Here is a 19144-nt window from a genome sequence, read left to right on the forward strand (position 1 = left end):
CCAGCCTACGAGGCACGCGCGGCCGCTGCGGTGATCCGGTTGGCCATCCCGCGGAAGATGAACCCGTGGAAGGGGAGCACCCCCAGCCAGTAGAGCCTGCCGCCGAGCCCGCGCGGGAAGAACACCGCGCGCTGGTCGAAGCGCGCCCCACCGTCGTGCGGGGTCACCCGAAGCTCCAGCCAGGCCTGCCCCGGCACCTTCATCTCCGCGCGCAACCGCAGAAGCCGCCCACGCTCGAGTGCCTCGACACGCCAGAAGTCCAGTGCGTCCCCCACCGCGATCCGCCCACGACTGCGGCGTCCGCGGGCCAGGCCCACTCCCCCCACGAGACGATCCATCCACCCGCGAATCGCCCAGAGGATCGGCGAGGAGTACCACCCGTTCTCCCCGCCGATCCCTTCGACAACGGCCCAGAGGCGCTCCGGCGGTGCCGACGTGAACGCCGTCCGAACGTCGGTGAACGCCGTCCGGCCCGCCCAGTCCGGGTCGCTCGGCAGGGGGTCGCTCGGCACCCCGGAGAGATCGGCATCCTGCCAGCTCGTCTCTACCTCGTCCGCTCGAAGGCGGCCGAGGGCCAGCGCGACGGCCTGCCGGTAGGGGGTGAGACCGGCCTCCGGGGGCGGGATGAAATCGTCCACGGCACCGTCCTTGACGATGCAGTCGTTCTGCAGCGACTCCACGAGCGGCCGGGCGATCGCCCGCGGAATGGGCGTGACCAGGTTCACCCAGTGCGACGCCAGCCGGGGCGTCAGGACAGGCAGAGCGGCGATCGCGCGCTGGCGGAGGCCGGCTTCCACCGCATACCCGTTCATCATCTGCCCGTACCGCAGCACGTCGGGTCCACCGATGTCGAGCGTGCGATTGACATCCTCGCCCACCCGTGCCGCCCCCAGGAGGTAGTGCAGCACGTCGCGGACGGCGATCGGCTGGATGCGGTTGCGCACCCACCGGGGCGCCGGCATGTACGGCAGCACCTCGGTGAGGTGACGGACCATCTCGAACGACGCCGATCCCGATCCGATGACGATTCCCGCCTGCAGGACGAGTGTCGGCACGCCGCTGTCGAGGAGAATCCGGCCCACTTCCACCCGCGATCGCAGATGCGGCGAGAGTTCCGTGCCAGAGGGATGCAGCCCGCCCAGGTACACGATCCGACGAACGCCGGCGGCCAACGCGGCATCGGCCACGGTCTGTGCCGCTCGCCGGTCGGAATCCTCGAAATCCCGTCCTGCCGACATGGAGTGGACCAGGTAGTACAGCACGTCGACGTCGGCCACGGCCCGCGCCATGGCAGCGGCGTCCGTCGCGTCACCCTCGACGATCTCGACGTCTTCGCCCCAATCGAAGGCGCGTGCGCGTTCGGGCGAGCGCACCAGGACGCGCACGCGATACCCGGCGGCGCCCAGCCGCGGCACCAGCCTTCCGCCGATATACCCGGTCGCACCGATCACGAGGGCGCGGGGGGCCGAGCCATCGGATCGCGGGCGGGCGCGCAACGCCGCCTCCCGGCCGGTGGGGGTGGTCAGCGCGCTCACTCTCTGACGCTAGGTGCGCCCGGGCGTCGCGCGGAGGGCTTGACGCGCACGGTCCCGGGCGAGCAGGGCGGAGAAGGCCGCGGCGACCAGGAGGGCGACCCCGGCGCCGGCCAGAGCGCCGCCGATCGTGTCACTCAGCCAGTGCGCGTGCAGATACGTGCGACTGAAGGCCATCAGCACCACCCATGCCGCCCCCACGATGAGAACCCAGGCCCGGGCGAAGAGCACCGCAGCGACCACCGCGATGGTCGCCGCATTCGCGGCGTGACCGGACGGATACGACCCATAGTCGCTCGTGATGAGGATGTCTTCGGGCCTCGCACGCCCGAAAGTACGTTTGAGCACCTGGACGGCGGCGGCACTGAGGATCGAGGCGGCCAGGAAGTACGCGGCTCCCCACGGCCGTCGGAGGAGCAGCAGCCCGACCGCCGAGGCGATCGGGATCAGGTAGACCCCCACCCATGTCCCCCCGAGCCGGTTCATCACCAGCGCGAAGGTGAACAGGACGCTGTTTCCCGCCGAGTCCGCCCACAGGCTGTTCCACCACACGTCGACGACGAAGGGCTCATTGCCGCGGGCGAGCACCCACGCTCCCAGTCCGCAGGCGAGCGCGACCAGCACCGCACCGATCAGGGCCTGCAGACGCCACGCCCGCACGGTTGCGATCTCCATCACGCCATTGTCTCCGGGAGTCACCGATTTGCGCCGGGGGTTGCGTGCAGCGACGACGATCCCGCAAGAATGTCGGGATGAGTCGTGCCGTCGACGTCGTGCGCCGCGCCATTGCGCCCTTCACCCGCACGCGGGTGTTCCGCCGCTTCGCCCCGACCGCGCTTCCGCCTGTCGAGCGCGCGATCGCTCGTGCGACGAAGGGGCGCGTGCAGATCAGCGGGCTCCTCGTGCCTTCGCTCGTCCTCCACACCGTCGGTGCCCGCTCCGGACAGCCCCGCGACGTGCCGCTGATGTACACGCCCGACGGTCACGGCCGGGCGATCGTGGCCGGCTCGAACTTCGCCGGGTCGCAGCATCCCGCCTGGACGACGAACCTGCTCGCGCACCCCGACGCGGAGATCACGGTTCGCGGCCGCCGGATGCCCGTGCACGCCACCCTCATCGGCGACGACGAACGCGACGCCGTCTGGGCGCGCATCGAACGGCAGTGGCCGGGGTACCGCACCTACGAGCGCGAATCCGGTCGCGTGGTGCGGCTGTTCCGGCTGCAGCCCGTCAGGGCGCCAGAAGGCCCACCGTCTTCGGCCGCACCAGGAGCCATAGCCCGAGGACGCCGATAACGGCGCATCCGACCATCACGGAAGCCATCGTCGTGGCGGTGATGCCGGCGGAACCGGAGATCCACCCCACCGCCGGAGAGATGAAACCGGCGACGCCGAAGTTGGTCGCCCCGATGAGGGACTGTGCGGTGCCGGCCGCCTTGCCGTGCCGGTCGAGGGCCAGCACCTGCACGCACGGGAAGGTGAACCCGCACGCGGTGATGAAGAAGAACAACGGCACGATGGTGCCCCACATGCCGAGGCCCAGTTGGTCGGTGACGATGATGCCGATGCTGGCGATGAGGAGGAAGGCGGTGGACCACGCCATCACCCACTGGGGACCGAACCGCGCCGCCAGCCGCGACGCCGACTGCACGCCGACGATGACGCCGAGCGAATTGACCGCGAACAGCATCCCGTACTGCTGCGGATCCAGCCCGTAGGCGCCCTGGAAGAGGAACGACGACGACGAGAGGTAGGAGAACATGCCGCTGAAGGTCATCCCGCCGATGACCAGGACCCCGAGGAAGACCCGGTCGGTCAGGACGCTGCGGTACCGGGCCCAGATGGTTGTGCTGGCCTGCTCGGCCCGCCGCTCCCGGGGAAGCGTCTCGGGGAGGAGGAAGATCGCCGAGACGAGCATGACGGCGCCGTACACCGCGAGGACGACGAAGATCCCGCGCCACGACGTCACCAGCAGGAGCCCCGACCCCACCAGCGGCGCGAGCACCGGCGCGACGCCCGAGACCAGCGCCAGGCGCGAGAGCATCACCACGAGACGCCGCCCGCCGAAGAGATCCCGCACGATCGCCGCGGCGACGACGCCCCCGGCTGCCGCTCCCGCGCCCATGAGGACGCGTGCGACCGAGAGCAGCTCGAGCGAGGGGGCCAGTGCCGCGGCCGTACTGGCCACGACGTGCAACGCGGTGACGGCGAGGAGCGGCATGCGCCTGCCGACCTTGTCGCTGAGGGGGCCGACGATGAGCTGACCCAGCGCGAATCCGACCATCGTGCCGGTGAGGGTGAGCTGGATAGCCGTGGCCGTGGTGCGGAAGTCGCTCTCCAGCGCGGGGAACGCCGGCAGGTAGAGGTCGATCGTGAACGGCCCGAGCGCCGTCAACGCGCCGAGCAGGATGATGTACACCACGCGACGACCCATGGGGAGCGAGTCCCCCGGGTGCAGCATGATCGGCGCGGTCGCCGGGTTCTTTCCCAGGGTGCGGATCGCGCCCGTGGCCGGCCGCTCCGGACGGGTTCCGGCGGCCGGAGGGACGATCGGGTTGGATGCGGTGTCGAGCACGAAGCCTTCGTTCGGAGAGTCAGCGACAAGACCCGGAGAAGGTCCGCGTCTCACAGAGGGGAGGGGACGTTCCGAATCGATTCGGAACGCATCCATGATAGCGGCGTATGGGGAGCCTCACAGCCTCCCCCGCATGCGCGCGAATAGGCTGTACCTGTCGGCGCCCGTCCGACGTGTCCTCGCTCACCAACGGAACGCACACGCCGCACATGACTCCTTCGTCAAGCCCGTCCGACCGCCGCGCGAGCGGGAACCCCGCCGCCCAGGCGACCATCAATCAGACCGTCAAGCAGCAGCGCGAGCAGAAACGCCAAGAAAAGCTGGCGGAGTACCAGCGCCAGCTCGCCAAGCGGCGGCGCGGGAAGATCGTCTGGTGGGTCGTGGGCTCCACCGCTGCCGTGGCGATCCTCGCCCTGGTCGTCGCATCCTTCGTCTTCGCTCCCCGCAGCGCCCCGACCTACGGTGCCCTCGACAGCGAAGGGCTCGAGATCGAGGGGGTCGAGACCTTCGACAACGAGACCACACACGTGGAGGGTGCGGTGGACTACGCCCAGTCGCCCCCGGCGGGCGGCCCGCACAGCTCCATCTGGCTGAACTGCGGGATCTACACCGAGCCGCAGGTCAACGAGAACGCCGTGCACTCCATGGAGCACGGGGCGGTCTGGGTCACCTACGACGCCGCAGCGGTGTCGGGCGAAGACCTGGACACCCTCAAGACCCACCTTCCCTCGACCTACGTCATCCTCTCCCCGTTCGAGGGCCTGGACTCCCCGATCGTCCTCAGCTCGTGGAACCATCAGCTGAAGCTGGATTCCGCGTCCGACGAGCGCATCCCGGAGTTCTTCGAGGAGTACTGGCGCAGCCAAGACGTCCCCGAGCCCAACGCGAGCTGCTCCGGCGCCACCGACGGCCCCGGGAAGTCCTGACCTGACGATGAGCGGAGGCACCGGCGACGCCGCACCCGTCCGGCGCGCCGCGCCGTGGGTCGCCGTTCTGCTCGTCGCGATCGCGGTCGCCGCCACGGCGTTCGCGGTCGGCCGGTTCACCGCCTTCGGCGCGAGCGCCGCGCCGGTGCACCCCAGCACGTCGTCGGCGGAGGCCGGCTTCGCGCGCGACATGCAGGTTCATCACGGGCAGGCCATCGAGATGGCCATGGAGATCTACCGCAAGACCGAAGATCCGGAGCTGCGGGTACTCGCGTACGACATCGCCACCGCGCAGGCCGGCCAGCGGGGCGAGATGTACGGCTGGCTCGTCCAGTGGGGGCTCCCCCAGTCGGGCGGTCCGCTGATGTCCTGGATGGCGGACTCCGCCGAGCACGGGCATGACGCCGCAGCCGTGACCGAGGAAGAGCTCGAGGCCGAGATGGGGATGGCCACGCCGGAGCAGCTCGCCCAGCTCCGGAACGCCACGGGGGCGGACGCGGACTGCCTGTTCCTCGACCTGATGATCCGCCACCACCGCGGCGCCATTCCGATGGCGGAGGCCGTCGTCGAGCTGGGCTCCGACCCGCGGGTCGACACCGTCGCGGAGGGGATGATCGCCGCACAGACGGGCGAGATCGGCGCGATGGAGTCCATCGCTTCCCGCCTGGGCTGCACCGCCTCGCTCCGGTGACCAGCCCCCCGCCCGGGCGACGCCCGGTCATCGTGACCATTGCGGTCGTGCTCCTCTACGGGAGCGGGCTGCTGAATGCCGCCATCGGGATCGTCGTGCTTCTCAGCCGGTACGAGGCGGCCGCCGACGCGGTGCTGACGATCTCACTCCTCGGCGTGGCGATCATCCTCGCCGGTCTGCTGGCGCTCGCCGTTGCCGGGGCCACCGGGCGCGGAAGCCGGCTCGCCCGGGCGCTGGCGTCCGTCGTGATCGCCGCGCTAGCCGCGCTTCAGGTGACCGCGATCGCCACGACCGAGTGGGACGGCGCCGCGATCGCACAGATCGTGGTCCAGGCGTTCGTCCTCACCGCACTGTGGGTTCCGCCGGGCTCTCGCTTCTTCGCCCGGCAGGCGTCGTAGGAGCGTTCAGCGCCTGCGCGACGATTCTCCGGTGCACCCAGCGCACGACCTCGATGCCGGCGATCGTGGACACCGACACGATCGCCACGAGCGTCGACGTCTCCTCCCCCGGATCGGCGAGCTGGAAGAAGGCACTCGTGAGCGGCACGGTGAAGATGGCGAGCAGCGCGACGAACATGCCGCCGATGACGAGGGCCACGACCCGATGGATCGGTCGCGACAGCACCGCCAGGACCCAGATGCCGACGACGGCCAGGATGATCGTCGCCCCGGTGCGGATCTGCTCCTGCGTCACCCCGAAGGTCGCCGCCATCCGCGCGTAGACAGTGAGGGCCACCGCGATGAGAACGCCCGCGGGGATCGCGAACGTGAGGGATCGTCGCAGGAAGCCCGGTACGTACCGCTGCGTGTTGGGCATCAGCGCCAGGAAGAAGGCCGGGATCCCGATGGTGAGGCCGTCCGTGATGGATAGCTGCCGCGGAAGGAAGGGGAATTCCATCACCAGAACACCGAAAAGGAGCGCCAACCCGGTGGCGTAGGCGGTCTTGGTGAGGAACAGCATCGAGACCCGCTCGATGTTCGCGATGACCTGCCGGCCTTCGGCCACAACGGCAGGCAGATGCGAGAACCGACCGTCCAGCAGAACGAGGCGGGCCACCGCCTTCGTCGCCGCCGCTCCCGAGTTCATGGCGATGCCGATGTCGGCCGTCTTGATGGCCAGCGCGTCGTTGACGCCGTCGCCGGTCATCGCCACCGTGTGCCCACGGCTCTGGAGGGCGAGGACGATGCGCTTCTTCTGGTCCGGCGTCACGCGGCCGAACACGATGTGGTCCTCGAGAACGTCGGCCAGCGCGGCCTGGTCGTCGGGGAGATGCCGCGCGTCGAATCCCTCGTCGACGTTGACGCCCACCTCGCGAGCGATCGCCGCCACGGTGTGCGGGTTGTCGCCGGAGATGATCCGAACGGCCACTCCCTGCTCCCGGAAGTACTCCAGCGTCTCCCGTGCGTCACTGCGCACTTCTTCCCGGAAGGTGAGAACCGCGACCGCCAGAAGTTCGCCCGGCAGCTGTTCGGCCCGTACCTCGTCACGGGAGAGGGATCGGGGGCTGTACCCCAGGACGAGGGTCCTGCGTCCCTGGTCCGCGGAATGCGCGGCGGTACGCCCCAGGGGGGTGCGGGGGTCGGATGCGGCGTCCCCGAACACCATCTCCGGCGCACCGAGCACCCACGTGCCCCCGCCGAACGACACCGCGCTCCACTTCCGGGCAGAGGAGAACGGGATCTCGGCCGTCGCAGGCACGGCCGGCGTCCCCGGGTAGGGCTCGCGCAGGCACCGGGCTGTGGCGTTGGCGTCCTCTGCCGCGCCGTACCAGCCGAGGGCCTCCTCCCATCCCGCGACCTCCTGCAGGGGGAAGGTCTCGCCGAAGGTGATGTCCCCGGCCGTCAGCGTGCCGGTCTTGTCCAGGCAGATGATGTCGACGCGCGCGAGTCCCTCCACCGCGGGAAGCTCGTTGACGAGCACCTGACGGGCGGCCAATCTGGCGGCGCCCACCGCGAAGGCGATGGAGGTCATGAGCACCAGCCCCAGCGGAATCATCGCCGTGAGCGAGGCGACGGCGTTGACGGCGGCCTGCACCCAGGCGCCGGTGCGCCACGCGCGGGCCCAACCGCCGAGCACCAGCATCTGCGCGTTGAGTACCAGGAGCCCGATGGGCCCGATGCCCCACCCCACCCACTTGAGCACCCGGTCCACCGACGAGCGCAGTTCGCTGGCCACGAGCGAGAACCGCTTCGCCTCGCGGGCGAAGGTGTTCGCGTAGGCGTCCTCCCCGACGCGCACCACCCGTGCGATCCCCTCCCCGGCGACGACCACCGACCCCGAGAGGGTCTCGCTGCCAGGGCGCTTGTCGACGGCCTCCGCCTCTCCGGTCAGCATCGACTCGTCGACCTGCAGGCCGCGCCCGACGACCACCGCGGCGTCGGCGGTGACCTGGTCACCGGCGCGGAGGACGAGCACGTCGTCGAGCACGACCTCGGGCGGGGCGATGTCGATGTCGCGGCCGTCTCGGCGCACCCGCGCGCGGGGAGCGTTCATGAGCGCGAGGCGGTCCAGCGCGGCCTTCGCCCGGAACTCCTGGACGCACCCGATGATCGAGTTGCCGAAAGCGGCGAGACCGAAGAGGGCGTCCTGCCACCGCCCGAGGATCAGGAGCAGGAAGAAGCATCCGAAGACGATGCCGTTGAACAGGGTCAGAACGTTGGCCCGGATGATCGTCCAGGCGCTGCGGCTGGTGTGCGACTCGAACGCGTTCGTCCGGCCCGCCGCTACGCGCTGCGCGACCTCCGCCGAGGTCAGCCCGGACTCGCCGTCCTCGCGCGTGGAAGCGGTGGAGGAGGCACCCATGGGATCACTGTACGACCGCCCGGATGCCTCCTCGGCCGCTCAGCCCTTCGTCGAGCCGGCCAGAAGCCCGCGGACGAAGAACCGCTGCAGAGCGATGAAGACGATCAGCGGGACGATGATCGCGATGAACGCCCCGGCTGTCAGCAGGTGCCAGTCCTGACCTCGGCTACCGGTCATCTCTGCCAGCAGCTTGGTGATCGGAGCCACGTTGCCGTCGGCGAAGATCAAGGCCACCAGGAGGTCGTTCCACACCCACAGGAACTGGAAGATCGCCACCGAGGCGATCGCGGGCATCGTCAGAGGCAGGATGATCCGGAAGAAGATCTGTCCGTGGCCCGCACCGTCCACCCGAGCCGCTTCGATGACATCCCCGGGAATCTCCGAGACGAAGTTGTGCAGCAGGAAGATCATCAGTGGCAGACCGAAGATCGCGTGCGCGATCCACACCTGCGCGTACCCGGCCTGTCCGATCCCCTGGATCACGGGAACGTTGAACAGCGTTCCCTCCGAGAACAGCTGGAGCAGCGGGATCAGCGCCATCTGGATCGGCACGATCTGCAGGGCGAACACCAGGATGAACAGGATGTTCCGTCCGCGGAACTGCATCCAGGCGAAGGCGTACGCCGCCAGCAGCGCGATCGAGATGGGGATGATCGTCGCGGGCAGGGTGATCGCGATGGAGTTCACGAAGGCGCCCGCCATGTTCAGCTGGCTGTTGCCGGACTGCAGCGCCTCGGAGTAGTTCTCGAGGGTCCATCCCCAGTTACTGAAGACCGTCCACCAACCGGTGGTCTGGATGAGTTCGCGCGGACGGAACGAGGAGATGAACAACCCGAAGGTCGGGAGGGTCCACAGCACCGCGATGACCAGCGCGGCAAGCGTCGCCCAGCGGGATGTGAGCTTTCGCTTGGCGCCCGCGGTCACCCCCCGCTCGGCCCGGCGCTCGCCACGGCGCAGTTCGTCCTTGGTGCCCTCGTCCAGGGGCAGTTCGACCGGCATCACCGCGCTCATCAGCGCACCTCCTGCTGCTTCTTGAGCTGCACCGCGTTGTAGACGACCAGCGGCAGCACCAGCACGAACAGCACGACGGCGAAGGCCGCCGCCCGTCCCTGCTCGAAGCTGCGCATCTGGGTGTACATCTCATTCGCGATGACGGATGTGTTGTTCGTGCCGGCGGTCATGGTGCGGACGATGTCGAACACCTTCAGTGAGGCGATCGAGATCGTGGTGAGCACGACGACGAGGGTCGGACGGATGCCCGGAACGATGACGTTCATGAACCGCTGCCAGGCGTTGGTACCGTCCAGTTCCGCCGCTTCCAGCTGTTCCGTGGGAACGCCCTTGATCGCCGCGGAGAGCACCACCATCGCGAAACCGGTCTGCACCCAGATCAGCACGACGATGAGGAAGAGCGTGTTCCAGGGCTCCACCGCGAGGAAGTTGACGGGCTGACCGCCGAGCCACACGATGATCTGGTTGAGGAAGCCGATCTGGTCCTGGTCGGCCGGCCGGGGCGTGTACACGAAACGCCAGATGATCGACGCCCCCACGAAGGAGATCGCCATCGGCAGGAACACGAGGATCTTGTAGTACTTCTCACCGCGGCTCTTGTCGATGAAGTACGCGTACGCGAGCCCCGCGATCGTCGAGACGATCGGCGTGACGACGACCCACACGATGGTGTTGAGGACGACGCGGATCCCCTGCGGCTGGGTGAAGATCCACACGAAGTTGTCCAGCCCCACGAAGGACTGACCGCTCCGGTTGAAGAACGCCTGGCCGGTCGTCTGGATGGCGGGCACGATGAGCCCGACGACGAGAAGCAGGATCGCCGGGGCGAGGAAGCCGAGGAGCTGGAACAGCGATCCGGCGCCCCTCTTGGCGTACATGTCGAGGAAGAAGAAGCCCAGACCGACGAAGGCCGCGGCGATGATCGCCCACTGGTACGACTGGAGCATCCACAGGATCAGGACGGGTACGGCGACGCACACGGCGAGCCGCAGGAGCGTGTAGCCCCGGCCCCTGCGCGGGGCCAGCTCTACGAGGAAGAGGATGAGCCCGACGACCGCGATGAAGACACCGATGATGATCGGGATCTCCAGCCACGGCGAGAGGGTGCTCAGCCACTGAAGGAATTCGCGCATGAGGGTCCTTCCGAGTGCGTCGTCGAACTCTGCACCGATGACCGCGGGGCCGCCCCGGGAAGGAGCGACCCCGCGTCAGCGGATTACTCGGACGGCCAGCCCGACTCGATCTGCTCGAGCACGGCGGTCGTCGGTGTGCCGTTGACCCAGTCGTTCATGCCCTTGAAGAAGGTCTGCGTTCCCACAGACGACGGCATGAGGTCGGATGCATCGAACCGGAACGTGGTGTTCGGGTCCTGCAGGATCTCGATCGCGGCGGTCAGGATCTCGCTGGAGGCGTTCTCCGGGTCAAGCCCGGTGTTGGCCGAGATCACGCCGCCGAGGGCGACGCGCGAGTTCGCCCACTCGGGGCTGGAGAGGTACTCCTGCACCGCCTGGGTGGCCTCGTCGTCGCTGAAGGCGCCGACGATCTCGCCACCACCGGTGACGACGTTCCCCTCGCTGCCGGCCTCGAACGCCGGCATCAGGAAGGCCCAGAGATCGCCGTCCTCGGCGACGGTGCCGCCCGCATCCGTGATGAAGCCGTCGAAGAACGAGGCCTGGTGGTGCAGCGCGCAGTCGCCGCTGACCAGCGCATTGGCCGCGTCACCGAAGGGCGTTCCCACGATGGTGTCGGTGCCACCGAAGCCGGCGTTGACGTAGCTCGGGTTGAGCGCGATCTTGCCGAACTCCTCGAAGGCGGAGGCGATCTGCGGGTCGGTGAAGGGGATCTCATTGGCGACCCACTGGTCGTAGACCTCGGTGCCGGACTGGCGGAGGACGATGTCCTCGATCCAGTCGGTTCCGGGCCATCCGGTGGCAGCATCCGAGCCGAAGCCGATGCACCAGGGTGCGGCGCCGGTGGTCGACTGGACCTGAGTGGTCAGGTCGAGCAGGCCCTGCCAGTCGGCCGGAACCTCCCAGCCGTTCTCGGCGAACTGCGCCGGGGAGTACCAGACCCAGCCTTTGACGCTGGCCATCAGCGGAGAACCGTACTGGGTGCCGTCGTACTGCCCGTACTCGGCCCAGTCCTCGGACCAGTACTCTCCGACGTTGGAGACGACGGCCTCCGGGGCGGGCTTCAGGAACCCGAGCTCGGCCATGTCGCGCATGAGACCGGGCTGCGGGAAGATCGCGAGGTCGGGTGCGTTTCCGCCCTGGGCGCGAACGGCGATCTGAGCCTCGAACTCCTTCGAGGCTTCGTACTCGATGTCGATGCCGTTCTCTTCTTCCCAGTCGGCCCACGACTCCTCGAGCAGCTCGGCTTCGGTGTCGGCGATCGTGCCGTAGACCGTGACGACGCTGCCCTCGTCATCGCCTCCGCCGCCGCCGGACGACCCGCCCGGCCCTCCCGAACAGCCTGCCAACGCGATGCCGGCGACGCCGACGAGTGCGAGCGGCGCCAGTAGGCGACGGTGCTGTGACATGCCCATGTGGTTCCTCCTCCTTGAGTATCTGCGGTGCGGATCCGTAAGGAACCGATTCCAGGCCACGGTATGCGACTTCATGGCACCGCACAACAATGATTGATCACGAGTAGATAACCACACCCTGGGAGCGCTCTCAAGCAGCCCTGGGAACGGTTCCGTGTCCTCGAGGGCGCGCGGAACCGGTTCCATTTCCCCGAGGCCGCGACTACGCTTTCACGGGATCTGCGGTCGACACGACGATGAGGAGGCCTGCATGAGCGGCATCTCGGAGGTCGCACGCCTCGCCGGCGTCTCGAAATCAACCGCGAGCCGTGCACTCACCGGCAGCGGGTACGTCTCGGATGAGACGCGCCGGAGGGTCGCGGAGATCGCCGCATCCCTCGGCTACGTCGCGTCCACCAGTGCCGTGAGTCTCGCCACCGGTCGGATGCAGTCCATCGGAGTGCTCGTGCCCACGCTGGCGCGCTGGTTCTTCGCCGAGGTCGTCGAGGGAATCCAGTCGGCCCTCCTCGACCTCGACCTCGACCTCACCCTCTATGAGGCGCCGCCGGGCACGGGAGATCGTCGACGCGTGCTGTCGGACTTTCTCCCGCGGCGCCGCTTCGACGGACTGATCGCTGTGGGCCTGGAGCCCGCTGACGGGGAGCTGGAGCAGTTGCTGCGCCTGGGACGACCGCTGGTGAGCGTCGTCGGCACCCCCGAGGCACGGGGCGTGGTCACCGTCGACGACGTCCATGCCGCTCGCCGGGCGACCGAGCATCTCATCGCACTCGGACATCGCGCCATCGTGTTCCTCGGCGGCGACGCCGACGAGCACTTCGCCCACGTCGACCGCCTCCGCCTGCGCGGGTACCGCGAGGCGATGAGCGCGGCCGGACTCGGCGAAGGCGCGCGGCACGCGCATTCCCCTGTGACCATGCCGGGCGGATACGCGGCGGCGGTCGACCTGCTCAGCCAGGCGCGGCAAAGGCCGACCGCGCTCGTGGCGGCGTGCGACGAGGTCGCGGTCGGCGCCATCATCGCCGCGCGGCGGCTGGCGATCCCCGTGCCCAGCGAATTGAGCGTCATCGGAATCGACGATCACGAGTTCGCTGAGATGTTCTCCCTCACCACGCTGCAGCAGATCCCCCGCGAGCAGGGACGCGCCGCCGTGGGGATGCTGGTGCGCGCCATCGAGGATCCTGCAGCCGAGCCGGCCGACATCCGGCTGCAGGCACGCCTGGTCGTCCGCAGCTCGACCGCGCCGACGGACCCCGCGCTCTCGGTCTCCGTTTCCGACACGCGCCTCGGGCGCAGCTGACATCGGCAACGAGAAAGCCCCGGATGCCGCAGCATCCGGGGCTTTCTCGTGAAGAGAGTTACTTCAGGGTGACCGTCGCGCCGGCCTCTTCGAGAGCGGCCTTCGCCTTGTCGGCGGTCTCCTTGTTGGCACCTTCGAGGACGGCCTTGGGAGCACCGTCGACGACAGCCTTCGCCTCACCGAGGCCGAGCGAGGTGAGCTCGCGGACGACCTTGATGACCTGGATCTTCTTGTCGCCGACCGTCTCGAGGACGACGTCGAAGGAATCCTTGACCTCTTCCTCTTCGACGGGAGCGGCGCCACCGGCAGCGGGGCCGGCAACGGCGACCGGGGCCGCGGCGGTGACGTCGAAGGTCTCCTCGAACGCCTTCACGAACTCGCTGAGCTCAATGAGGGTGAGCTCCTTGAACGCGTCGAGCAGCTCCTCAGTGCTGAGCTTTGCCATGATGTTTCTCCTTGATTGGGGTTTCGCTTATGCCGGGGCCCGATGTCAGGCCGCGGACTCCTGCTTCTCGCGCAGCGCGTCGACCGTGCGAACGGCCTTCGACGGGAGCGCGTTGAAGACGTATGCCGCCTTGGTCATCGAGGCCTTCATCGCACCGGCGAGCTTCGCCAGCAGGACTTCACGGCTCTCGAGATCGGCGAGCTTGTTGACCTCGTCCGCGCTCAGGGGGGCACCGTCGAAGTACCCGCCCTTGATCACGAGAAGAGGGTTAGCCTTGGCGAAGGTACGCAGCCCCTTCGCGACGGCGACCGGGTCGCCGTGCACGAAAGCGATGGCAGACGGGCCCTTGAGCTCGTCGTCCAGACCGGTGAACCCCGCGTTGTTCGCGGCGATCTTGGTCAGCGTGTTCTTCACCACGGCGTATTCCGCGTCCTGACGAATGCTGTTGCGCAGCTCCTTGAGCTGGGCAACCGTCAGACCGCGGTACTCGGTCAGCAGAACGGCGGTCGAGTCCTCGAAGTTCTTCGTGAGCTCGGCGACCGATGCATCCTTCTGCGCCATGGCCACTCCTTGTGTGTACGAAACGCTCCGCAATGACGGGGCGTCGGGCCGCAGCATCCGGTCTTCTCCGCCTGGAAAAACAAGAAGAGCTCCGGCGCAAGCGCACGGAGCTCGATTCCCGGTCCGGGATGTCGTTTCGTACACCTGCGCAGGCCCCTGTTTTCACAGAGCTTCGATCGTCATGCGCTCGCGCGCACACCGATGACCGGCGGTCTTTGGCTTGCCCCCAGCATACGCGCCCGCCGCCTCCGGTCCAAATCCCGCCCCTCCCCACCCCGCCTCCCCGCCTCCGCTCCCCTCGGCGAGTGCACGGTCTCTTGCCGAGTGCACGGGTAATGAGCGCAATGAGCTCGTGCATTGGGAACGAACCCGTGCAGTCGGTGTGAGGGCGGCGGAAGGCCGTCGGTGTCAGCGTGGCGGAAGAATGCCGAATGACGCGAGGCGGCGACCCAGAAGCAGAGGCGTTTCGATGTGCGCGGTGCCCCAGCGGGCGAATCGGCGGTGAGTCGTGCCGCGGATCCAGTCCTCTCGCTGCTTCTCTGCGAGCAGCACCTCCTCGACACTGCGTCCCGAGCGCATGGCTTCGTCCAGGTACTTCGTCGCGCCGTCGAATTCACCCCAGGCGTCGGCCTCCTCGATACCGATGTCGACCCAGTACCACCGACCGTCGGGCGCGCGGACCGGCACCTGCAGGCACAGGTGCCGAAATCCCAGGCGGAAGAGCTGAAGCCGGCTGACGCTTTCGCCGGGGAGCTGCGCGCGACCGTCGGCGATCTCCACGATTCGCCGCGCCTGCCGGATGCCGCGGGCTCCAGCCGCGTCCCGAAGCCGACGGAACTGGTCGTCGCGCCAGGCCATGGCCGCGGATTCGTCGTACGCATGGTCGCGGACGGCGATCTGACGCAGCGCCGCGTCGGCCACCGAGAGCGCAGCCTCGGGCGAAAGCGTCCGGCAGAGATCGAACACGGTGCGTTCCACCGTCGTGCAGCGAATCCCGTTCACCTCGGCGATGTCCTGGTCCGGAACGCTCTGCACGTGGCGGAAGACATCGTCGCCACTGGAGATTCGCCCCTCCCGTGGAGTGGTGAGATGAACCTGGCGGAGGGGCGTCCGATAGAGCGGCAGTGCATGCAGCACGGCCGCCGACGCGTACGAGGCCACCGTGTCCTCACTTCGGATGTCGCGGGCCACAGCGCACACGTGAAGGAGATGACGAGACTCGGGCGCGAGGCCGCTGCACGCCTCCCCCTGCACCCACCAACCTCGGCGGATCTTCCGGCGGTGTTCGTCATCGCCGCCACGGCTCGGTCGTTGATTCCGAGGAACCTGAGATCCTCCCGACTGCGCAGGATGCTGTCTGCTTCTTCAGCGGTGAGATGTCGCATCCCTCCACTTCACCGCCCGTGGCACCCCGCCGATCCGTTCCTGTGCGTTCTGTGGACACCCCGTCGCGCCGCGCCCCTGTGGAGGAAGGGCGGCCCGCCGCCGAGTGCACGACTTCGCGTCGAACGCACGGCGAAATCGCGGAGGAACGTCGTGCGCTGGGCACCAAGTCGTGCGCTCGCGGAGGGGCACGCGGAGCGACACGCGGGCGACAGGCGGAGGGACACGCGGATGGGCGGCGGGTCGGGTGGGACGGGTCGGAAGCGCGGGTTAGGGTCGAACACATGTCCCCCGATCTCGCCTCCCGGAGCCCGCAACTCGCGGCGCGGATCGTGGCGGACTCGCGCGACCGGGTGGCATGGATCCGCGCGCGATCGCGCGGAATCACGGCCACGGACGTCGCGACGCTCACCAGCGCGAACGCCATCCCCCGTGCCGCCGACGCGAAACTCATGGGCTCGGGCTTCTCCGGAAACGCCTACACCGCTCACGGCCGCCGCCGGGAGCCGGAGATCGCCGCGTGGGTCGCGGCCACCCACGGCATTCAGCCGTCGTCGGCCCTCTTCCACGCGGTCGTGGAGAAGCGCCACCTGGCCACCCCCGACGGCGTAACCGTGGATGCGGCGGGCCGCGTCGTGCTCGCCGAGATCAAGACGACCAACAAGTCGTGGCGGAGCATCCCACGCACCTATCTTCGCCAGGTGTGGTGGCAGCAGCACGTGCTCGGCGCCGACCGCACCCTGGTCGCCTGGGAAGTGCACGACGACTTCGTCCCGGTGGACGACGAGCCCCGGTGCGAGTGGGTGGACCGGGACGAGAGCGAGATCGCCAAGCTCGTCTCCCTCGCCACGGCGCTCATCGACGAACTCCACCACCGGACGACACGGGCGCGTCAGGATGCAGCGGCCCCTCCCCCGCACCCGAGAGAAGCGTTCCGAGCGCTCGCCCTCTCACAGTGACCGGTCGTTGACGAAAGTCAACGAAAAGGCGTATCGTTGAGTTAAGTCAACTATCGCGCCATCGTCGTCGCCGATCCGTCTCCGTCGTGAAAGGGCCCGCATGGCTCTCGATTCCACCGAGGCACCGGCACAGCGCCGCGTCCTCCCCGCCCTCCTGGGTCTGCTGCTGGGCATGTTCGTGTCCATGCTCGCCTCGACCGTCGTCTCCACCTCCCTTCCGGTCATCGTCCACGACCTCAACGGCGACCAGGCCGTGTACACGTGGGTCGTCACCGCGACGCTGCTGACCACCGCCATCTCGACCCCTATCTGGGGCAAGCTCGCCGACCTGTTCAACCGCAAGCTGCTCATCCAGATCGCCATCCTGGTGTTCGTGCTCGCGACGGCGGCGGCCGGGTTCTCGCAGAACCCGGAGACGCTCATCACCTTCCGCGCGGTCCAGGGCGTGGGCGCCGGCGGTCTCGCGGCGCTCAGCCAGGTGATCATGGCGGACATCATCAGCCCGCGTGAGCGCGGCCGCTATATGGGCTTGTTCGGCGCCGTCATGGCGCTGGCGACCGTCGGCGGCCCTCTGTTGGGCGGCCTGATCACCGACGCGTTCGGGTGGCGGTGGAACTTCTTCGTCGCGCTTCCGTTCGCCGTCGCGGCACTCCTCATCCAGCAGCGGACGCTGCACCTGCCGAAGCATCCGCCCCGCAAGGTGCGCATCGACTACCTCGGCATCGTCTTCCTCGCGGCGGCGGTCTCGCTCCTGCTGATCTGGATCACCAACGCGGGGCAGAACTTCGAGTGGGCCAGCATGGAGACCGCTCTGATGGTGGGCGGCGCGGCTCTCGCGACGATCCTGTTCATCATCACCGAGCTGAAGGTGACCGAGCCCCTCATTCCCCTGAACCTCTTCCGCAACCTCACCTTCACCCTCGCCGTGATCGCCTCCATCGCCACGGGCCTGGCGATGTTCGGGACGTCGGTGTACCTCAGCCAGTACATGCAGCTCGCTCGCGGCGCGACTCCCACCGAGGCCGGGCTGCTCACGATCCCGATGATCGCGGGTCTCCTGATCGCCTCGGTCGTCGTCGGCGCGCTCATCACCCGCTTCGGGAAGTGGAAGTCGTACCTCATCGTCGGCGCCGTGCTCCTGACCGCTGGATCGTTCCTGCTGTCGACCATCCACTACGACACGCCGTTCTTCCTCGTGGGCCTTTACATGTTCCTGCTCGGCGCGGGCGTGGGCATGACGATGCAGAACCTTGTTCTCATCGTGCAGAACACCGCCGACCCGAGGGCACTCGGCGCGGCCAGCTCCGGCGTCGCCTTCTTCCGGAGCCTCGGCGGCACGATCGGGGTGTCTCTCATGGGCGCGGCTGTCGCGGCCTCGGTGACCTCGCTGGGCGCCGACCGCAAGGAGGAGATCGGCGCCGCGATCGCAAGCCTCGGACCGGATGGCGCGGCCGTCGCCGACCAGCTCAGCTCCGGCGCCCTCCCGCAGGTGTCGGCGCTGCCAGATGTCGTGCGGGTGATCTTCGAAGAGATCTACGCCACCTCGATCGCGCACGCGTTCCTCATCGCGGTGCCGCTCGCCGTTCTCAGCATCATCGCGATCGCGTTCCTGCCGAACCACGCCTTGACGCGGATGACCACGGCCGAGCGCATCGCTGCCAGCGAGGCGGACCTCGCCACGGTATCCACCACGGAGGGAATGGCCGTCCTCGCCGGCACCGGTCCTGTCCCCACCGCCGACCCGGAGAACACACCACGTCGCTCCCGCGGCGGTCGCCCCGGGATCGGCGAGGATGGCTGACATGACAGCCGCCGCCTCCCCTGAGCCCGCCGTCGCTCCGGCGATCGACGAACGCACAGAGGCGATCCGCGATCTGGAGAACTCGTTCTCCGAACTGATCACCGTGTTCCGTCGCCTCATCTCAGAGGCGGCGGAACTGGCCAGCCCGGGGATGCTCCCGGGAACCTTCAAGGTGCTCTCCGCGGTGCATCGCCACGGCCCGGTGACCCTCTCGGCCCTCGCGGAGAGACTGACGTCCGACAAGGGGCTGGCCAGCCGCAGCGTCAGCGAGCTGGAGGCGCTCGGGTTCGTCGAGCGCACCGACGACCCGAACGATCGGCGTTCGCGCCTCATCGCGGTCACTCCCCTGGGCGCCCGGAGACTGGAGGCGGCGCGCTCTCCCCACGGCGGCCGCCTGTCCGCGGCACTCGAGGAATGGTCGGTCGACGACATCCGTCACGCCACCTCGCTCCTGTCGGCTCTGGCCAGCGGGAGAGCCCCGGCCGACAGCGCATAGCGGATGCACCGGAGCTTCTCCGCACAGTGACCCCCGCGTAACACCGGCGAGACATTGCTCGGGTTGACTGTGTTCGCACCCCAGCCACCTGTGCTGCCGGTGCCGACCGCACGGAAGGAGC

At 68.6% G+C, this 19144-nt stretch carries 18 protein-coding genes; 8 read left to right on the plus strand and 10 right to left on the minus strand.

Annotation, left to right across the window (positions count from 1 at the left end; translation table 11 throughout):
* Positions 1 to 5: 5 nt before the first annotated feature.
* Both AC4FS1_RS16925 and AC4FS1_RS16930 read right to left on the minus strand, forming a co-directional pair.
* On the minus strand, positions 6 to 1535 hold the full coding sequence (locus AC4FS1_RS16925; protein WP_491156931.1) for an SDR family oxidoreductase: 1530 nt from the start codon (positions 1533 to 1535) through the stop codon (positions 6 to 8).
* Between the two features lie 9 nt (positions 1536 to 1544).
* The gene (locus AC4FS1_RS16930; RefSeq protein ID WP_491156933.1) at positions 1545 to 2207 is read right to left on the minus strand and encodes a phosphatase PAP2 family protein; all 663 of its coding nucleotides are present in this window, start codon (positions 2205 to 2207) and stop codon (positions 1545 to 1547) included.
* Between the two features lie 77 nt (positions 2208 to 2284).
* Here AC4FS1_RS16930 and AC4FS1_RS16935 point away from each other — a divergent pair, with 77 nt between their 5' ends.
* Positions 2285 to 2827 carry a nitroreductase family deazaflavin-dependent oxidoreductase gene (locus AC4FS1_RS16935; RefSeq protein ID WP_491156936.1) on the plus strand — a complete coding sequence of 181 codons (543 nt, stop codon included), beginning with the start codon at positions 2285 to 2287 and terminating at the stop codon, positions 2825 to 2827.
* On the opposite strand, the gene AC4FS1_RS16940 is transcribed toward AC4FS1_RS16935, so the two are convergent.
* On the minus strand, positions 2763 to 4106 hold the full coding sequence (locus tag AC4FS1_RS16940; RefSeq protein WP_491156937.1) for a multidrug effflux MFS transporter: 1344 nt from the start codon (positions 4104 to 4106) through the stop codon (positions 2763 to 2765). The two genes, AC4FS1_RS16935 and AC4FS1_RS16940, sit on opposite strands and share 65 nt — an antisense overlap.
* A gap of 209 nt (positions 4107 to 4315) precedes the next feature.
* Between AC4FS1_RS16940 and AC4FS1_RS16945 the strand changes: the two genes are divergently transcribed.
* From AC4FS1_RS16945 to AC4FS1_RS16955, 3 genes are read left to right on the plus strand one after another with little or no spacing between them, the layout of a single operon-like run.
* Positions 4316 to 5032, plus strand: coding sequence for a thioredoxin-like domain-containing protein (locus AC4FS1_RS16945; RefSeq protein ID WP_491156938.1), 717 nt, complete (start codon positions 4316 to 4318; stop codon positions 5030 to 5032).
* A 7-nt stretch (positions 5033 to 5039) separates the two neighbouring features.
* Positions 5040 to 5723: a DUF305 domain-containing protein gene (locus tag AC4FS1_RS16950; RefSeq protein WP_491156939.1), complete on the plus strand. Its 684-nt coding sequence runs from the start codon at positions 5040 to 5042 to the stop codon at positions 5721 to 5723.
* Positions 5720 to 6121 carry a hypothetical protein gene (locus tag AC4FS1_RS16955; RefSeq protein WP_491156941.1) on the plus strand — a complete coding sequence of 134 codons (402 nt, stop codon included), beginning with the start codon at positions 5720 to 5722 and terminating at the stop codon, positions 6119 to 6121. The genes AC4FS1_RS16950 and AC4FS1_RS16955 overlap by 4 nt, the downstream gene beginning before the upstream one ends.
* Here the strand turns inward: AC4FS1_RS16955 and AC4FS1_RS16960 are convergent.
* The 4 genes from AC4FS1_RS16960 to AC4FS1_RS16975 form a co-directional block, all read right to left on the minus strand.
* The gene (locus tag AC4FS1_RS16960) at positions 6066 to 8525 is read right to left on the minus strand and encodes an HAD-IC family P-type ATPase (protein ID WP_491156942.1); all 2460 of its coding nucleotides are present in this window, start codon (positions 8523 to 8525) and stop codon (positions 6066 to 6068) included. The two genes, AC4FS1_RS16955 and AC4FS1_RS16960, sit on opposite strands and share 56 nt — an antisense overlap.
* Before the next feature lie 39 nt (positions 8526 to 8564).
* Positions 8565 to 9536 (minus strand): carbohydrate ABC transporter permease, encoded by a 972-nt coding sequence (locus AC4FS1_RS16965; RefSeq protein WP_491156944.1) that lies wholly within the window; start codon positions 9534 to 9536, stop codon positions 8565 to 8567.
* A complete protein-coding gene (locus tag AC4FS1_RS16970) occupies positions 9536 to 10669 on the minus strand; it encodes a carbohydrate ABC transporter permease (protein ID WP_491156946.1) in 1134 nt (377 codons plus the stop codon). The genes AC4FS1_RS16965 and AC4FS1_RS16970 overlap by 1 nt, the downstream gene beginning before the upstream one ends.
* 83 nt (positions 10670 to 10752) lie before the next feature.
* A complete protein-coding gene (locus tag AC4FS1_RS16975; protein ID WP_491156948.1) occupies positions 10753 to 12081 on the minus strand; it encodes an ABC transporter substrate-binding protein in 1329 nt (442 codons plus the stop codon).
* 250 nt (positions 12082 to 12331) lie between these two features.
* Between AC4FS1_RS16975 and AC4FS1_RS16980 the strand changes: the two genes are divergently transcribed.
* A complete protein-coding gene (locus AC4FS1_RS16980; RefSeq protein ID WP_491156950.1) occupies positions 12332 to 13378 on the plus strand; it encodes a LacI family DNA-binding transcriptional regulator in 1047 nt (348 codons plus the stop codon).
* Positions 13379 to 13436: 58 nt separating this feature from the next.
* Here the strand turns inward: AC4FS1_RS16980 and rplL are convergent, their stop codons facing one another.
* From rplL to AC4FS1_RS16995, 3 genes are all read right to left on the minus strand, one after another.
* On the minus strand, positions 13437 to 13823 hold the full coding sequence (gene rplL / locus AC4FS1_RS16985; RefSeq protein ID WP_491156951.1) for a 50S ribosomal protein L7/L12: 387 nt from the start codon (positions 13821 to 13823) through the stop codon (positions 13437 to 13439).
* A 45-nt stretch (positions 13824 to 13868) separates the two neighbouring features.
* On the minus strand, positions 13869 to 14384 hold the full coding sequence (rplJ, locus tag AC4FS1_RS16990) for a 50S ribosomal protein L10 (RefSeq protein WP_491156952.1): 516 nt from the start codon (positions 14382 to 14384) through the stop codon (positions 13869 to 13871).
* A gap of 408 nt (positions 14385 to 14792) precedes the next feature.
* Positions 14793 to 15575 (minus strand): hypothetical protein, encoded by a 783-nt coding sequence (locus tag AC4FS1_RS16995; RefSeq protein ID WP_491156954.1) that lies wholly within the window; start codon positions 15573 to 15575, stop codon positions 14793 to 14795.
* Between the two features lie 476 nt (positions 15576 to 16051).
* Here AC4FS1_RS16995 and AC4FS1_RS17000 point away from each other — a divergent pair, with 476 nt between their 5' ends.
* The 3 genes from AC4FS1_RS17000 to AC4FS1_RS17010 all read left to right on the plus strand — a co-directional run bounded on the left by AC4FS1_RS17000 (position 16052) and on the right by AC4FS1_RS17010 (position 19023).
* Entirely contained in the window at positions 16052 to 16726 is a 675-nt protein-coding gene (locus tag AC4FS1_RS17000) for a YqaJ viral recombinase family protein (RefSeq protein ID WP_491156956.1), read from the plus strand.
* 100 nt (positions 16727 to 16826) lie between these two features.
* The gene (locus AC4FS1_RS17005) at positions 16827 to 18527 is read left to right on the plus strand and encodes an MDR family MFS transporter (protein WP_491156958.1); all 1701 of its coding nucleotides are present in this window, start codon (positions 16827 to 16829) and stop codon (positions 18525 to 18527) included.
* Between the two features lies 1 nt (position 18528).
* Positions 18529 to 19023 carry a MarR family winged helix-turn-helix transcriptional regulator gene (locus AC4FS1_RS17010; protein ID WP_491156960.1) on the plus strand — a complete coding sequence of 165 codons (495 nt, stop codon included), beginning with the start codon at positions 18529 to 18531 and terminating at the stop codon, positions 19021 to 19023.
* Positions 19024 to 19144: the final 121 nt, after the last annotated feature.

It is taken from the genome of Microbacterium sp. Z12_35, assembly GCF_058310475.1.

What these genes read in the sequence shown, in the direction of transcription:
- AC4FS1_RS16930 (WP_491156933.1), bottom strand. Translation starts at nt 2,207, where the DNA reads ATGGAGATCGCAACCGTGCGGGCGTGGCGTCTGCAGGCCCTGATCGGT.
- AC4FS1_RS16935 (WP_491156936.1), top strand. Translation starts at nt 2,285, where the DNA reads ATGAGTCGTGCCGTCGACGTCGTGCGCCGCGCCATTGCGCCCTTCACC.
- AC4FS1_RS16945 (WP_491156938.1), top strand. Translation starts at nt 4,316, where the DNA reads ATGACTCCTTCGTCAAGCCCGTCCGACCGCCGCGCGAGCGGGAACCCC.
- AC4FS1_RS16950 (WP_491156939.1), top strand. Translation starts at nt 5,040, where the DNA reads ATGAGCGGAGGCACCGGCGACGCCGCACCCGTCCGGCGCGCCGCGCCG.
- AC4FS1_RS16960 (WP_491156942.1), bottom strand. Translation starts at nt 8,525, where the DNA reads ATGGGTGCCTCCTCCACCGCTTCCACGCGCGAGGACGGCGAGTCCGGG.
- AC4FS1_RS16965 (WP_491156944.1), bottom strand. Translation starts at nt 9,536, where the DNA reads ATGAGCGCGGTGATGCCGGTCGAACTGCCCCTGGACGAGGGCACCAAG.
- AC4FS1_RS16970 (WP_491156946.1), bottom strand. Translation starts at nt 10,669, where the DNA reads ATGCGCGAATTCCTTCAGTGGCTGAGCACCCTCTCGCCGTGGCTGGAG.
- AC4FS1_RS16975 (WP_491156948.1), bottom strand. Translation starts at nt 12,081, where the DNA reads ATGGGCATGTCACAGCACCGTCGCCTACTGGCGCCGCTCGCACTCGTC.
- AC4FS1_RS16980 (WP_491156950.1), top strand. Translation starts at nt 12,332, where the DNA reads ATGAGCGGCATCTCGGAGGTCGCACGCCTCGCCGGCGTCTCGAAATCA.
- rplL (WP_491156951.1), bottom strand. Translation starts at nt 13,823, where the DNA reads ATGGCAAAGCTCAGCACTGAGGAGCTGCTCGACGCGTTCAAGGAGCTC.
- rplJ (WP_491156952.1), bottom strand. Translation starts at nt 14,384, where the DNA reads ATGGCGCAGAAGGATGCATCGGTCGCCGAGCTCACGAAGAACTTCGAG.
- AC4FS1_RS17000 (WP_491156956.1), top strand. Translation starts at nt 16,052, where the DNA reads ATGTCCCCCGATCTCGCCTCCCGGAGCCCGCAACTCGCGGCGCGGATC.
- AC4FS1_RS17005 (WP_491156958.1), top strand. Translation starts at nt 16,827, where the DNA reads ATGGCTCTCGATTCCACCGAGGCACCGGCACAGCGCCGCGTCCTCCCC.
- AC4FS1_RS17010 (WP_491156960.1), top strand. Translation starts at nt 18,529, where the DNA reads ATGACAGCCGCCGCCTCCCCTGAGCCCGCCGTCGCTCCGGCGATCGAC.